Raw genomic sequence first — 15,563 nt, 5'->3', positions numbered from 1 at the left:
AGAACATAAATAAAAGAAATTATTATTAAACTTATGATTCGATTGCTATTACTACTGCTTATTCTGTCGCCAACTTGTTTTGCCACAACGACGAATCATTTAATTATATTAACCACCTTTACTGAAGCATCAATAACCCCTATTACGAATAAATTCCAACAACTGTATCCTGATTCGACAATCAAAGTATTGCACCGTCGAGCTGATTCAGGGGTACGACTACTAAGCAAAGATGATCATGACATTGATCTTGTTATTTCATCGTCGCCTGCTCTTTTTCTTCCGCTGATCAAAAAAGGCACATTAAAACCGTTACCAACGGCAATAAATCAAGCCCTGTTACAACCAACCTATTTAAAAAAACACTCTGATGATATCGCGATTTTTGGCTACTCAGCCTACGGTCTAATGTGGAATAACGATTACTTAACTAAACATAATCTCGATCAACCGAAAGACTTTAAGAGCCTAATCGAGCCACAATATTTCCGTCATTTAATAATGAGTAGCCCAGCCCGTTCAAGTACTACGCACCTCATGGTTGAAAATGTACTGCAACAATACGGGTGGAAAGATGGCTGGAAAATGCTACTGCAAATGGGGGGGAATCTGGCCTCTATTTCAGCACGCAGTTTTGGCGTTAGTGATGCTATTTCACGAGGTTTAGTCGGTATTGGCCCCGTTATAGATAGCTTTGCTTTTGAAAATAAACAGCGTTTTCCATTTATTGGTTTTACTTATCAAATCAATAGCCCTCTCATGCCCAGCTACATTGCGGCAGTAAAAAATCAACATCAAGCGAACCATACGAGCCATTTTATTGATTTTTTATTATCAGACGACATGCAAAAAAACTTGCCTGAAAGTTCATTGTATAAATACCCTCTTAACAGTGAAATCACGCAGACTTTTATATCACAATCATTCGATTTCAAATTAATGCAGCATCGCGATGTCGTGATTAAACACTTATTTGAACAAGCTATTGCCCATCAACTGATTTTACTCAATCAAGCATGGCAGCTAATTAATGAAGCTAATAAATGCTCATCTCATTTTACCGATAAACAACAGCATCAATATAACCTTGCGATAAGCTTAGCCTCTACACCACCAGTGACAGAGGCACAATCAAACAGCGATGTATATAAGCACTTATCACTATCTCGAAATGATATAGTCACCACAAGACAACTTGATGCTTGGCGACGAACTATGTGTAGTCAGCTTGAGCGATCAATTGCAATCTCGCAAAAAATCATTCTTGAACACGAAGGTCATTAATTGTGTTTAGCAAGAAAACGATTGGCTACCGGCTCACATCCGCTATTGCCTTTATGGGGTTTCTTACCATTAGTGTGGGGCTCATTGCCGTTATTAATTGGGAAACATTAGACGATAAAATTGAAACTATCGTGAATAGAAACATGCCGACATTACGTGCGAGTTACCAACTTGAACGCAATACCGCGAGTTTGCAGGCAGCCCTCAACTTAATAAGTCATAATACCGATCCCATTTTGCATCGTAACCTTAAGCAAAACATTTTCATTAAACTGGAATTAATCACTGCCGCAATAACCGAAACCACCAGCTTAGGTGACTACCCTGCAATAAAGGCAGAACATGCCATTTTAGCCAACGATATTACGGCTTATACTGTCCTATTAGATCAACGCAATAAACATTTACTGTCGTTAACGACCACGGTGAATAGCATTAAATGGCTACACCAAGACTTGATAGATGAGCTTACCCCACTCCGTCAAGAGGTCGAGTGGCAACTAACACGCCTATTGCCAAATGTGATCAATACTCATTCGATCACTGAAATCATGACCGAATTTTCATTAATTCAATCAATCACCGTTAAAGAAAATGAGCTGGACCAATTAGTACAAGAAATTTTATTGCAGCGACATGAACGCGACATTAGTAATGCCTTCTACTTTATTGGTTATAAAATCAAAGAAGTCAGTAATATGAGTCAAACACTCAGCCATTACCCTTCGACGGTGTCTTACCGACAACTACTCAACGAATTAATTGTTTTAGTCCAACCTATGGGCGTACTGGAAAAACAATTACGAGAAGATGTATTGCTCTTCAATACCATCAATGAATATGCTGAACGTATTCAGAATCGGTTACGTGATCAAGAAGAATTAATTCAAACAATGGCAGAACAAGCAACAACCTCATTGAAACAACTCAATGATGAAACTCGCCACTCCATTACTGTCAGTAATTTTATACTCTTTGGGGTCGTCTCCTTAGCTATCTTCTTATCTATCGTGATCTCAATCTACTTAGTGAATCGCGGTATTGTTAAACGCCTTAACCTTCTCAGCAAAGCACTTTACGACGTGGCCAATGGTAATCTTAATACTGAAATTAACGTGACAGGAAATGACGAAATTGGAATGTTGGGTAATAATTTGCAGTATTTCTGTCAGCAAATGCAAGAGATGCAGCAAAGTAACGCCTTGAATCTGATTAACAATACTCAGGCGAGTATCATCACCTGTGATTTAAATGGTGTAGTCGAATCGGTCAATACCAGTGCATTGAAACTATTTAATTACGATACATCTTCTAAGACAAATACAATCTGGAATTTGTTTGATAAAAATATGCAACAACGCTTAAAATCTTTATTTGTCGATAGTAGCCCGCTTTTGGTCAAAGGGGCGTGTAACCTTACTCTCAAACACAACACCAAAGATGACTGTGTATATTTACGGCTCGATTTCCGTCTATTTACCCAAGGTAATAGTGATAAAGTTATTATCACTATGACGGATATTACAGAGCAAGAAAATGCTGCTCGTTGGTTAGAGAATATGGTTCGTGAGAAAACGCTATCATTGACCAATCGTAACCACCAATTAAAGCTGGAAGTTGAAGATAGGAAGCGGGTTGAAAATGATTTACTTTCCGCTCAAGATGATCTTATTCAAGCAACAAAAATGGCCGTTGTCGGGCAAACAATGACATCACTTGCGCATGAATTAAATCAACCATTATCCGCGATTTCAACATATGTCTTCACCGCAAAAATGGCCGTCGAAAAAGAAAATTATGCCCGATTGCCCGCCAGTTTAAATAAAATAGACAACCTAACCGCTCGAATGGGACGTATTATTGCGAGTCTACGCAGTTTCTCGCGTAAGCAATCTGCGAATAATCCTTTGGTATCAGTCAATATTCGAGAATCAATTAACCAAGCAATGTTAATTGTTGAAAGTCGGGCGAAAACACAAAAAACCATCATCACCAATACCATTAATCAGGATCTATTCGCGAATGCTGATCAAGTGCAATTTGAGCAAGTACTCGTCAATTTATTGGTTAATAGTTGTGATGCGGTCGCAGGGCAAGAACAGCGCGAAATTTCTGTATTTAGCTTATTAAATAACAATCAATTATTACGTATTGCAGTCAGTGATACGGGTAATGGTTTTGACGCTGAAATTATAAAAAAACTATTTATTCCCTTCACAACAACAAAGGATGTTGGGCTTGGCCTAGGCCTGAGTATCTGCCGTTCAATTATGAACCGTTTAGGAGGGGATATTTTCCTAGCTTCAACTATTGAAGGAGGGGCTATGGTCGTATTGGAGTTAAATAATCATGATCATAAATAATGATGTACAAGTACTCATCGTTGACGATGACAAAGATGTTGTAGAAGCGTATCAAGATTTACTTGAAATCTCTGGTTACAAAGCACAAGCAACCACAGATCCGACTCAAGTATTAGCTATGATCACTAAAAATTGGTCAGGGGTGATTGTATCTGACATGTACATGCCAGGTTTAGATGGTATGGAATTACTGGCTAAAATTAAAGACTTTGATAATGAGTTGCCAGTCATACTTATTACGGGTCATGGTGACATTCCCATGGCTGTTGATGCAGTAAAGAAAGGCGCAGTCGATTTTCTCCAAAAGCCATTGCAACCGACTGAGTTACTAACATTGCTTGAAGTACTGCTGCCTAAACGCAAGCAAGTGATCGATCAGCGCCAAAGCTTGAATAACACCGTGTCTGAAGTCTTAATCGGTGATAGTCCACTGACCGTAAAACTGCGAGAGCAAATCGCAAACATTGCCTTGACGAACAAGGATGTATTAATTGATGGTGAAAGCGGCACAGGTCGACGTACCGTATCAAAACTTCTGCATCACAGTTGCCAGCTAAGCGTCGGTCCTTACGTTGAAATTGATGGTAACGAAATTACGTGTACACCCGATCTTCAGCGCACGATGATTTCAGTACGAAGTGGCAGCTTATGTTTAACCAATCCACATAAAATGCCCATGGAAGTGCAGCAATGGCTATGCCGCTTTTTACTTGAGCAAGATCGGCAAGGCAAAAAAGAAGTACGAGTGTTAGCGATCATTGATGGCGATGCTGAAAAAATCGTTGAAAGTGAAGAAATGTTACCCGAACTTTTTTACTTTTTAAGCCAAATACGCTTTGCAGTACCCACACTTCGACAACGCACCAGCGATATCACCCCGATTTTTAAACATTACCTGAGGTGTAGCTGTAAGAAATTAAACAAAGCTGTGCCCGCTGTCGATAAAGCGTACATCAATACACTCAATCGACACCAATGGTCAGGCAACATACATGAACTAAAAAGTGTTGCAGAGCTATACGCTATTGGGATAGTAAAATTGACAGGGCAAGAGCGTTCTAAGCCGCTAGAGCAAATGAGTAGCCCACTTGATGAATTAGTTGATAGCTATGAAAAACAAGTCATTGAAGATGCGCTATACCTTTTCACTGGCCGTATCAATGAAGTGTCATCTTACTTACAGATACCACGAAAAAAACTGTATTTAAGAATGAAAAAACACGGTTTAGATAAAGCGGAATTCAAGGTGAGACCCACCACCGAATTTTAGTGCCTCGAAAGATAAATACGTGTTCAAAGCACAGAACAACATTAAAAAAGGCCATGACTGAGCAAACTGTTGTAGAACGATCATACTTAATTTAAGTGTGAAGAACTGCAATGGTTTACTCTCATGAATGAACAAAAATTTATTCTATTATTGCAAATAACTTAATTTGTTATCGCCTAGCCAACGACTGCATCATTCCCTTAACAATCGTGAAACCTCCCACCAATGAAATCACCTCACGCCAGACTACGTCTGGCGTGATAAGTTACCCCTGTATGCCCAACCTCTCATTGAGAGGTTGTCAGTAAGAAAAGTAACAACGTCAATAACATCGGTATCAGGTAAGAGTTCGCCCGTTGTTGTTTAGGGGGGAGATGAGCGAACTCTTATTTGAGGTTAAATTACGAAAAGTCCCAGTACATACAGTACGTTCAGGATGACACCGGTCAATATAGCTGCAACAACAGGCGCTGCTATTTTGAGTATTGGTCGACCCATAACTTCATTGAGGTAGTAGAGAATGGCGAAGATAGTGAATCCGGTTGTTGAACCCATTTCCATCACTGCCAGCACACCACCAATCAACAATGCAAATTCCATTAGAGTATTCATTGAGTTGCGAATATTATCTGAAGAATTACGGATAGAGGGGAATTGCTCTAGGAAGCCACTGATTCTCCGTAACAGGAAGACTTCAGCACAGATAATAATTGCACCCAATATTGCTGCGACGGGAATGCTTGGAGCAAGGTAGCCAGCAACGAATACAAAGGACATTCCGACGACGCCGTAAATCCCTGTCGTAAGAGCCGTGGTCGCTATAAGCGGGAGAAATGCGAGACCGCGCATAAACTCAGACAATGCCACCCGATTCATCGCGGCATCTTGAGCAACCGGATCGATCTGCTTGTACACTTCGCCCAGTGTGTAGATGGACACTTCCGAGCCAGCAAGAATACCTGCATTCGTCACCGCGGCAATCAGGGCACCAGTAATTGCAAGGAAAGGCAGATTTTTGACGATGCGCTTGGTGCGTTCGTCAAACAGGCTGTACATACCTGACATATCGGGTGGTGATATCCCGTTTTTCCTGTCAATCAGATCTTTGCGGATTGCGGCTCCGATTAACATAACCATACCAATCAAAATCTGGATGGGTTCAGGATAGATCGCAATGTATTTGATGACTAATAGACGGAAAATAATAACAACAATGGCAGCTACAGCCCCAGCTCGCCAACCAAATTGATAGAAAATAGCAAGCAGCGGGAACAAAGCGAATGCCGACATCACCGGGGTACCCAGTTCGGCCAGTGCTCCTAAAGCATCAATCGGCAATCCGGTAGATAGGGTATTGACGGCCGAAAGTGATGTGAGCACCAATATTCCCCACAAGCCACCAGCCAGCCCAGCTAATACGCGGCTACCGATCATCACGCCCAGAACATCTGTGGGTAAAAACAGCAGCCAAGGATTGAGCAAACCCGTTGAAAGGGTAAATGAAACCCCCACAGAGACAACAAAACCAATAGACAGGCCAAATGCGGTAGAGCCCGCATCTCGCCTTGTCATGTTACCTTCCACAACCTGAGGAAGCATGGGGCGGATCCCATCGTGAAATACTGCGGCGCTCATGTTGGCGATAACTGCGGTCATGGCGCAGAGCAGTGCGACTAAACCTATGTGCATAACATCCATGTTATGTCCTTACCTCTTAGATAGAATAGAAATGAGCATGGGAATGGCATGTTCAACATGTTCAATGGAAAGTCCGAAAGCCACCTTTCCCTCATCGACAAAACGCTCGACTTCGTCTGGTTTCGCTTGAATAGATGGCTTGGCGATGGTGCAGCTCTGCGGATAACCAATGATCGCGATTGCCATGGATAGCGCCGCGCCAGCCCCCGTATTACAGCAACCGATATAATAATCCAGCTGGCCGGATTTCACTTGCATGGCCGCCTCCATGTCGTTCAGAATGTGGCAGTTAAAAGCACCTGGCGCAGTGGCGTCAATTTGCTCTTTTATCTGTTCACGCTGCAAACCTGCAATACCAATTTGTTTCATACGCTAACCTCTTTATTTAGCCAAATAGCTGGCTGGGATTGTGTTTTAGCATGGTGTCTATCTCTTGCTGGCTAATTCCACGCTCTCGTAACATGGGGATGAAGACATCCATCAGGTAGCAAAAACCAAGACCGCCATTTGCTTTCAGGTGAGACCGTCGAGTGATGTCCATGGAAAGCATGACCCGCTCTAAATAACCGCGTTCAGATAGCACTTCCAACATGTCTACACGTTTGGTATCGGGGTAATAGCCATTTTTGCCGATCGTGTCGAACTGCACATAACAGCCCTGATCAATAAGCCAGATAATGTCATCTAGGTTGTCTTTCAGATCGCAGTGGCCGATCGTCACATTATTCATGTTGACGCCATACTGCTTCAGCCACATTACCTGCTGGCGGCCCATGGAGCTCATCGACTGGTGAGTAGAGATTGGACGGCCTGTTTCTAGGTGGGCATAAGCGGCAGCTTCAAATACTTTTTTCTCTATGTCGGTAAACGTGTTCTCACTGCTGCCAATTTCACCGATTAAGCTGGCTTTCAAATCACTTCCGTCAATGCCATTTTCGATTTCACTCACCATCTCGCGACTGATCTCCTGTGCCGACAGAGCGTGCAGCTCGGGTGGGAAAAAACCATCGATGTAGTAACCCGTAGAGAGCAAGACATTCATTCCGGTATCGCTCATTAAATCCTCAATAAAATGATGATTTCTCCCCATAAAGCAATTAGTCACTTCTACGATGTTGAATACACCGCGTAACTTAAGTTGCAACAGCTCTTCTTTGATCAGATTGTACTGATCCAGCCTGCAGTCGACATCGCCTTTTTGTGGCGATAAATCAATATGCAGGTGTTCGTGAACATAGGTGTAACCGCTATCGTCAATCATATTGGTCTATTCTCTCGTCACTATTTATTTCGCGCAATAAAGCGAGAAAAGGTTACTGAGAAAGCGATCTGGGATATCACCCCCGCATCCTTAAGTAAGGCTAACCTTTCTTTGTTGAATTGCTCCTTCGAATTCTCTATTAATAGCTCGGCGTTATTTCGCCTGTCACTACTTTTTTCTGATGAGAGATCAAGGCGTCCTTGTTGATTAAATTTCTCAAGAGTACCTTAATATGCGGTGCTTCATTTCGAACCAGTAATACTGCCTCAGAGGCCATTTCACACTGGGGAATATGGTTAAGCGATTTTTCTGCCAGACCGACATTACCCATATCTATCGCTTCCGTCAGCCAAATCACCGCATCTATATTTCTGCTAGCCAAATGGACCAAACTGTCACCGTAATTGATTTCGACAATGTCAATGTCTTGATCCGGAAAAGCCTGCTTAGTCAGGATCTGCTGGTCAGGAGAATCCGAGTCGACGCCAACACGACGGATGGCACTATATTCGCCCTTACGGTAAATTACCCTGTGATCGTTCGAATAGGAGTTCTTTCCCAGATTCACGGCAACCGTCAAACCATCGCTGTAACTCTGTGCTGCAAGCTTTGACATAATAGCAATATCATGCACACCGGAGCTTAATAATTTAGCTCTAACGCTGGCACCTCGCATGTGGGCAAAATACAACGGTAAGCTGCTCATCTGGGCTTTTAATCCGCTAGCCAATCCTTCGTAATGTTTGGTGTAAGGCAGCGGCATGGCACACACGACGTGACCTAGCCCCGCCAGACGGACAATTTCTTCGCTGTCTAAGCGAGAAATATAAGTGCCATTGCGGCCTTGCCGTGAAAGGGCAATCACGCCATCTGCTTCAATCTTTTTCAGGGCTTTCTGAACTAAGCCAACCGACAGCTCGAACTCTTCAGCCAACGAATCAATGGTACGTAAACGGGCACCTTCTTTTTGTGACATTAAATATCGGGCAATATTAATGACAGCGGCACCTTCTTTTTTTATATATTTTGTTGGCATAGCCAAACCTTCAGTTTTATGAAAGTTCCAATAGTACGCCTATCTATGGTTAAGTAAATTAGCGCCAAACACAAATGAGACGCCTATCAATAAGATTGACATTATAATGTCGGTGGATAAAAAGCAGTGATATCACCTTATTTATCAATTTTCTATGAAGAAGTGACGGCTTTTTCATTTTATGAGACCGATATTCAAATTAAGAATAGAAATTAATACCTCCACCAATTCAAGGCCACCGTATTCTGAAAATATCTCCTTCACTTCGCGGTTACTGAGTTCATAATTTTCCATCTCAGTTTGCAACAGAAACATTGATAGTTCTAATTGCGTCGCAAATTAGTGTTTCTTTTATCATCAAAAAAATGAATATTTAAAAGATGTGAGTTTGAACCATTATTTTTATTTAAGGGGCGATTATTATCGAACCATAAATTTTTAGAGTGAAATAAGTTTAAGGGAAGATAGTATGAAAATTTTTCTATGCTGTGCAGCTGGGATGTCAACCAGCATGCTTGTAAAAAAAATGCGTGAAGCTGCTGATAAGCAAAATATTGATTGCTCAATTAATGCTTATTCAGTTTCTGAATTTGAAACATCACTTGCTGATAATGATGTTTGTCTGGTAGCACCTCAAGTTAAGTTCCAATTTGAAGATTTCAAGAAACGTGCTGAAGATAGCGGTAAAGCTTGTGGCCTTATCGACATGATGACCTACGGCATGATGAAAGGTGACGTAGTTCTTGATCAAGCAATTAATCTTTATCAATCGATAAATAACAAGTAATTAAATGGAGTTAATTCATGTCTGTTCTTAATGGAATTATGACCTTCGTTGAAAAAGTCGTGGCTCCTGTTGCCGCGAAAGTTTCAACTCAGCGTCATATCAATGCAATAAAAGATGGTTTCGTGGCAACAATGCCGTTTTTGATTGTGGGTTCTTTACTTTTGGTATTAGCTTTTCCACCACCGGGAGATAACTTTTTCCTTAATGGCTGGCATTCCCTTGTGGAGATGATTGGTCGAGATAATATACTTACACCGTTCCAGATCAGTATGGGTATTTTTTCTGTTTATGCTGCATTTGGTATTGGTTTTAGTTTGGCTGAAGCATATAAGCTACGTCCAGTAAACACTGGCTTACTATCATTATTCACCTTCCTTTTAGCAGCAGCTCCTATTCAATCCGTTGAAGGTATTGGTGGTATGATACCAGCAGCTTATCTAGGTGGTACAGGTGCATTTACCGCAATCATGGCTGGTTTGTTTGTTCCGGAACTACAGCGTTTCTTACGTGATAAAAATATCAGCCTAAAACTCCCTGAAGCTGTGCCTGAGAAAATCGCAGCATCATTTGACCTGCTAATTCCAATCGCTATTCTCGCAGTATTGGTTCCGGGTCTTAATGCTATTCTTGCTGGCAGCGATCTAACGATTCCATCTGCTGTTATGGAATTATTCATGCCATTAGTATCGGCATCAGACTCGTTCTTGGCATGTCTACTTGCCGTTGTTATGATTCAGCTACTTTGGTTCGCTGGTATTCACGGTTCAGCCGTTGTTGTTACTGGTATCTTAGGTCCAATCCTACTGGTCAATCTTGGTATGAACCAAGACGCACTCGCCGCTGGTCTTGAGATACCGAAGATTTTCGTTAACCCGCTTCTTGACTTCTTTGTCTTTGTTGGTGGTGCCGGTGGTACTTGGGGCCTCGTTGTTCTGATGATGCGCTCGAAGGCTACCCACCTGAATGTAATAGGAAAAATGTCTATCATTCCTGGCAGCTTCAATATCAACGAGCCAGTTATTTTTGGTACACCTATCGTAATGAACCCAAACTACTTCATCCCTTGGATGCTTTCACCAATGATTAACACATGTATTGTGTGGGTGGCCTTTAAGACAGAGTTTGTATCTAAAATTATTGCACTTCCACCATGGACTATGCCTGCGCCTATCGGTGCGGTTATCGCGACAAATTCAGGTACAGCGGCCATTTTGGTTGGAGTCTGCGTACTTGTGAGCATGGTTGTTTTCTATCCGTTCTTCAAGGTACATGAAAAGCAATTACTTATCGAAGAGCAAGCAAATATTGAAGATGCACCGAACTCTGAACCAGTAAAGGCTTAATCATGACTTTCGAAATTAATACTCAAGAAGATATTACTGAAGAATTTTTAATGACACTACTTTGCAAAGCAGGTGAAGCACGTTCAGCTGTTATGCAAGCGATGAGTGAGGCTCGTAATGGTGAGTTTGAGCGTTCTGAAGCAATGTTAGTCGCTGCCGAAGAAGCACTTACCGAAGTACACAAAACGCAAACAGGCTTAATTGGTTTCGATGAAGGTGAAGGTAAGGTCACAATGACTCTTATTCTTACTCACATTCAGGATCACATTATGACAGCTATGTTATGCCGCGATATGGCAAATGAGATCATTGCTATTCACCGTCAGCTAAACAACGCATAGGACAACTGAAATGAAGAAGCGTATTTTTGATTTAACGAGTCATGATGTTAATAACATGACACGTGCCGAGATTGTTGAGTGTATCAAGCAATCTGAAGGTCGCACCATGATGGTTGAGAACGTTGTATCTATGGCACCACCACTAGATCTCGTCTCTGGTGCTGAGATTGCAGCAGCATTCGGTGCTGATATGATCACCCTTAACTGTCTAGATATCTTTAACCCTCGTGCAGAAGTGACCGGAGCCGATAACCATGGCGTTAAGGACCATTTCACTATTGAAGAATTACGCGATCTAACAGGCCGCCTAATCGGATGTAACCTTGAGCCAGTACCAGCTGGGTTTACTGATATTGAGGTCGGTCGTTCAGTGACTCGTGAAACTGTAACGCATGCTGTTGAGTTAGGCATGAACTATATTATGTTAACGGGCAACCCTGGAATGAATGTATCACAGGAAGCCATTCTTGATGCTATTCGCTTATGCCGTGAAGTATCGCAGAACATCGTTATCATCGCGGGCAAGATGCACGGTGGCGGCGTTGGTAACGACTATGACTTAGACATCGTTAGCGATTTTGCAGAAGCTGGTGCTGACATCATGATGTTCCCTGCCCCTTATACAACACCTAGTGTTTCACCCGATATAGCCCATCAGATGATGGATGCTGTTCACAACGCCGGAATGCTTGGGCTATTAGCAATTGGTACATCTCAAGAAGGTGCATCAGAGAGCTATATAGAGCAAGTCGCGATGGCATCAAAAGGAGCGGGAGCTGACATCGTTCATATTGGTGATGGTGGATATGGTGGTATTGCACCACCAGAAAATATCATCCGTATGGGCATGACAATTCGCGGTCGTCGCCATCAATTTAAACGCATGGCTAACCGTCGATAACGCTAAGTAAATAACTATCACTGGTAATCAGAAATAACTATAACTATTAAGGAGGTCGGTTAAACCGACCTCCTTATTTTTTTGCGTGTTTTTTATTTGATTAAAGACTTGCCGAGCAACCGTTAGCGTATTTGAGTGTTAGGGGTAATCAAGTAAATATTAGCCCTTTATGGGGAAACTGAATCTTTTCAATAAGTGGAAGACTATGGCAAATATTATTTTTCTACACGGAACAACGAGTTCAGGTAAATCAACACTATCACAGGTAATACAAAAACAATCGGAAACACCTTTTTGGCATTTTGCGTCCGATCAGTTTGTTGAAGCGGGAATGTTACCCAAAAGAGTAAATGATGGCGGTGACTTTGATTGGAGTAAAAATCGTCCACTTTTCTTCGATGCTTTTCATGGGTGTATTAAGGCAGTGGCAGACGCAGGAAATAATATAATTCTCGATCATATTATCGAATCTAAAGAGTGGTTTCATTACTTGCAAGAGCTACTTTCAAACCACGATGTTTTCTTTGTTGGTATTCATTGTCCAATTGAGGTACTACGAGAACGTGAAATTAATCGAGGAGATGGAAGTATTGGTAATCGATATTTAGGTGAATCTGAGTATCACTTAAAACATGTTCATACCTATTCAGCGTACGATTATGAGATTGATACTAGCTCGCAACCTACAGAGCATAGTGCTGAGATGGTTTTATCTGCATGGGAGCAAAGGGGACAAAGTGCATTTTTCAGTGTTCTTGAAAAATAGGGCTAATAAGGCGTTTTAGTGGAACTAAAAAACATGCGGACATTTCGTTATTTATCATATTTCTCAGCATGTTCTGGTAAGATTCAGGTCGCTTCGTGGACTTTTCAGATAGTCGACTTTCTATTGAGCAATGGTTATTAGTTTTCAACGCTGATACCGCATCGTTTCTCGGATGACCATCTTCCCAATATCCTGCATTTTTCCTCGGTGGGATAAGAGGTATTTTAGTGAAAAAAAACCTCTGCCTTTCAGCAGAGGTTTGTGTCTAAGTGGCGGCATATTAGCTGCCATTTTGTTAATTATCTATTTAGCTGCAAGCCTTAACAAGCGCCCATGGACCACCCGCATCAGGCAGGTTACCACTCGTCCACCATTTAGCCTGATAAACATTACCCTGATAAGTCACTTGATCGCCACCAGTATAGACCGCTCCAGCTTCCCATGGTACAGGACATGTAGTCGATGCCCCAGCTTCAAAGCTGACCACCAGTACAGATGCAGCACTGACCGCCGTAAAGGTATAACTGTTAGCGACAGGCTGTGTAACACCATCTACCACGACAGATTTCACTTTGAATCCACTGTCGGCAATGAAATTGACGGTAAAATCTGTTCCGCCTTTAGCTTGTAGCAGACCATTCGCATCAGGTGTCGGGGAAATAACACCGCCAACGCCATTGACCGTGGCAGTGATTTCAAACATCACAGAAATATCAGTGGTAACTTCAGAGAAGTTGCCGCTAAATCCTGCGAAATTTGATGCACTCAAGGTTTTAACATCAGTACTTTTCAGTACGATTCTTTTCTTGTCGCCTTTTGCATACGGTTCGATCAACGTGAGTACCGTGTCTGCCCCTTCTTGTGTCAATTTGACTGCAGAAAATGGTACTGGTTGATTGCTTGGTACTGTCAAGATTGTCTTAGCAGTGTCAAAAGTGTTCACTACCAATTCCATGTTCCAACCCCAGTTAATGTGGTTGAGTGGAACAATGTAGCCAAGACGATCGTATCCACCAGTGACGTTAGTAAACATCTCAGCGTTAATGTCGGCAAGAGTCAGGCCAACTAACTCGTAAGAAGCATATATCCCGCCATCATCTGCTTGTGGACCAATGATGATAGATGTTGCTGTCTCGTAGGCCTTGAGATGTTTGAATCCAATACCTGCACTGCCTTCGATTTTGTCAACTGCCGGATCAAAGCCCTGTACTACTTGTTTACCTGTATTCCATGCAAGAACATAGGTATCAGACTTGGCGATAACGGCTGCTGGATTTGCAGTAACTGCAGCGGCAGAGACGCCTTTCAGCACAACACTCTGTCCGGCAAATTGCAGCTCAGTATCACCGGCCATGTCTGAAATTGTCAGTGATGCCAGCGGATCTGGTGTCTGCCAACCTCGAAGTACAATCAGATCATCACCTACGGTGAAGTCAGTAACCGTTGTGACAGAGCTTTTTTCTTCATTGAGTAGTATTTGGTCTTTGCCGCCACCAGTGATCACAGTATCATTGCCCCATCCAGCGGTCATTACTTCGTTATAAGTAGAGCCGTGCGTTATGCTGTTTCCTGGAACATCGAACAAGGTGTCGTAAGCACCGAACTTGTGTACGTACTTTGTGATACAAGTGTTTGTTTCATCACATGTTATTGTATCTTTAAGTAGCAGCGCTGCAGTTCCCCATGCTCCACGTAGGTGAGCGGCAGCCATGAGCCCAGAGATTGTCGATTGGATTTGGATTGGCTGGCCGTTTTCGTCTTTACCTGGCCAGCTTTTTGCCAGCGCCTGTTCCCATGTCATGTTGCCATCGGCTAGCAGCTTAGTCATTACTTTGTAGTTAAAGTGCATCGCATCACGTATTACCAGCTCTTGGTTTTCCGGTATGAGCAAGTCATTAAACGAGTTCACGCCATTTTTACCGACAAAGGTTCCCTCCCACTTGTTTGTATCCGTGACGTAGACTTGATTGCCGCCAGATCCTTCGATTTCAGCGAGGGCTTCAGTTTTACAGCCGATCCAGGTGGAATCCGGAACGAACATGTAGAAACTGTCATAGTTTTTACCTTCGATGGTTACTTCTTTCGGGCTATAGTAACCCGCATCGATCAGCACCGCTTCACCGAGTTGATATCCGACAAACCCCCATGCGTTCATTGAGCTAAATTGCATAGAACGGAACATGGCACTGTCGTAGGGCGTCGCTGGGTTATAAATGGTGTCTAGGCCCAGCTTTTTGAAATAGCCGTTGATGGTTGTTGGCTCTGAGATCATCGATCCGGTAGCGCAATCTCGCACTAGGCGGCCAGGCTTGGTCACTTTGGCGTAGGTGTAGATTGGGTTGTCTAAATTCGCCAAGTACTCATCAGCCTTAGCAGGGTTAATACCTGATTCAAAATCGCGTAGCGAATCAAGAAAAGCTTGCATCCCGCCTTCAGCGGCAAACGTGGGTGAAGACAATCCTAAAATAACGGCTGCTGATACTGCTTTAATATGTGTTTTCAACGTTCTATCC

At 42.5% G+C, this 15,563-nt stretch carries 13 protein-coding genes; 8 read left to right on the top strand and 5 right to left on the bottom strand.

Annotated features, from left to right (window positions below):
- The first annotated feature begins 33 nt into the window (after nucleotides 1–33).
- From C9J12_RS02435 to C9J12_RS02425, 3 genes are read left to right on the top strand one after another with little or no spacing between them, the layout of a single operon-like run.
- Nucleotides 34–1,284, top strand: a complete 1,251-nt coding sequence (locus tag C9J12_RS02435) for an ABC transporter substrate-binding protein (RefSeq protein ID WP_107241256.1) — start codon at nucleotides 34–36, stop codon at nucleotides 1,282–1,284.
- A 2-nt stretch (nucleotides 1,285–1,286) separates the two neighbouring features.
- Nucleotides 1,287–3,647, top strand: a complete 2,361-nt coding sequence (locus C9J12_RS02430; protein WP_107241255.1) for an ATP-binding protein — start codon at nucleotides 1,287–1,289, stop codon at nucleotides 3,645–3,647.
- On the top strand, nucleotides 3,634–4,917 hold the full coding sequence (locus C9J12_RS02425; RefSeq protein WP_107241254.1) for a sigma-54-dependent transcriptional regulator: 1,284 nt from the start codon (nucleotides 3,634–3,636) through the stop codon (nucleotides 4,915–4,917). The genes C9J12_RS02430 and C9J12_RS02425 overlap by 14 nt, the downstream gene beginning before the upstream one ends.
- A 396-nt stretch (nucleotides 4,918–5,313) precedes the next feature.
- On the opposite strand, the gene C9J12_RS02420 is transcribed toward C9J12_RS02425, so the two are convergent.
- The 4 genes from C9J12_RS02420 to yhfZ all read right to left on the bottom strand — a co-directional run bounded on the left by C9J12_RS02420 (nucleotide 5,314) and on the right by yhfZ (nucleotide 8,912).
- Nucleotides 5,314–6,615, bottom strand: a complete 1,302-nt coding sequence (locus tag C9J12_RS02420) for a YhfT family protein (RefSeq protein ID WP_107241253.1) — start codon at nucleotides 6,613–6,615, stop codon at nucleotides 5,314–5,316.
- A gap of 9 nt (nucleotides 6,616–6,624) precedes the next feature.
- Nucleotides 6,625–6,984 (bottom strand): DUF2620 domain-containing protein, encoded by a 360-nt coding sequence (locus C9J12_RS02415; RefSeq protein ID WP_011219419.1) that lies wholly within the window; start codon nucleotides 6,982–6,984, stop codon nucleotides 6,625–6,627.
- A 16-nt stretch (nucleotides 6,985–7,000) separates the two neighbouring features.
- Complete coding sequence (locus C9J12_RS02410) at nucleotides 7,001–7,876, bottom strand: phosphotriesterase family protein (protein WP_107241252.1); 876 nt, start codon at nucleotides 7,874–7,876, stop codon at nucleotides 7,001–7,003.
- A 139-nt stretch (nucleotides 7,877–8,015) separates the two neighbouring features.
- Complete coding sequence (yhfZ, locus tag C9J12_RS02405; protein WP_107241251.1) at nucleotides 8,016–8,912, bottom strand: GntR family transcriptional regulator YhfZ; 897 nt, start codon at nucleotides 8,910–8,912, stop codon at nucleotides 8,016–8,018.
- 469 nt (nucleotides 8,913–9,381) lie between these two features.
- Between yhfZ and C9J12_RS02400 the strand changes: the two genes are divergently transcribed.
- The 5 genes from C9J12_RS02400 (at nucleotide 9,382) to C9J12_RS02380 (ending at nucleotide 13,050) form a co-directional block, all read left to right on the top strand.
- Nucleotides 9,382–9,699: a PTS sugar transporter subunit IIB gene (locus C9J12_RS02400; protein ID WP_011219422.1), complete on the top strand. Its 318-nt coding sequence runs from the start codon at nucleotides 9,382–9,384 to the stop codon at nucleotides 9,697–9,699.
- Nucleotides 9,700–9,716: 17 nt separating this feature from the next.
- On the top strand, nucleotides 9,717–11,042 hold the full coding sequence (locus C9J12_RS02395; protein ID WP_011219423.1) for a PTS cellobiose transporter subunit IIC: 1,326 nt from the start codon (nucleotides 9,717–9,719) through the stop codon (nucleotides 11,040–11,042).
- 2 nt (nucleotides 11,043–11,044) lie between these two features.
- The gene (locus C9J12_RS02390; RefSeq protein WP_011219424.1) at nucleotides 11,045–11,383 is read left to right on the top strand and encodes a PTS lactose/cellobiose transporter subunit IIA; all 339 of its coding nucleotides are present in this window, start codon (nucleotides 11,045–11,047) and stop codon (nucleotides 11,381–11,383) included.
- A 10-nt stretch (nucleotides 11,384–11,393) separates the two neighbouring features.
- The gene (locus tag C9J12_RS02385) at nucleotides 11,394–12,284 is read left to right on the top strand and encodes a DUF7916 family protein (RefSeq protein WP_011219425.1); all 891 of its coding nucleotides are present in this window, start codon (nucleotides 11,394–11,396) and stop codon (nucleotides 12,282–12,284) included.
- Nucleotides 12,285–12,489: 205 nt separating this feature from the next.
- Nucleotides 12,490–13,050 carry a chloramphenicol phosphotransferase CPT family protein gene (locus C9J12_RS02380; protein ID WP_170111702.1) on the top strand — a complete coding sequence of 187 codons (561 nt, stop codon included), beginning with the start codon at nucleotides 12,490–12,492 and terminating at the stop codon, nucleotides 13,048–13,050.
- A 307-nt stretch (nucleotides 13,051–13,357) separates the two neighbouring features.
- On the opposite strand, the gene C9J12_RS02375 is transcribed toward C9J12_RS02380, so the two are convergent.
- The gene (locus tag C9J12_RS02375; RefSeq protein ID WP_107241249.1) at nucleotides 13,358–15,553 is read right to left on the bottom strand and encodes a carbohydrate-binding protein; all 2,196 of its coding nucleotides are present in this window, start codon (nucleotides 15,551–15,553) and stop codon (nucleotides 13,358–13,360) included.
- Between the last annotated feature and the right edge of the window lie 10 nt (nucleotides 15,554–15,563).

The organism is Photobacterium frigidiphilum, assembly GCF_003025615.1.
Lineage (GTDB): Bacteria > Pseudomonadota > Gammaproteobacteria > Enterobacterales > Vibrionaceae > Photobacterium > Photobacterium frigidiphilum.
Note: the sequence above shows the minus strand (reverse complement) of the source record. Positions and strands in the feature narration are given on the sequence as shown.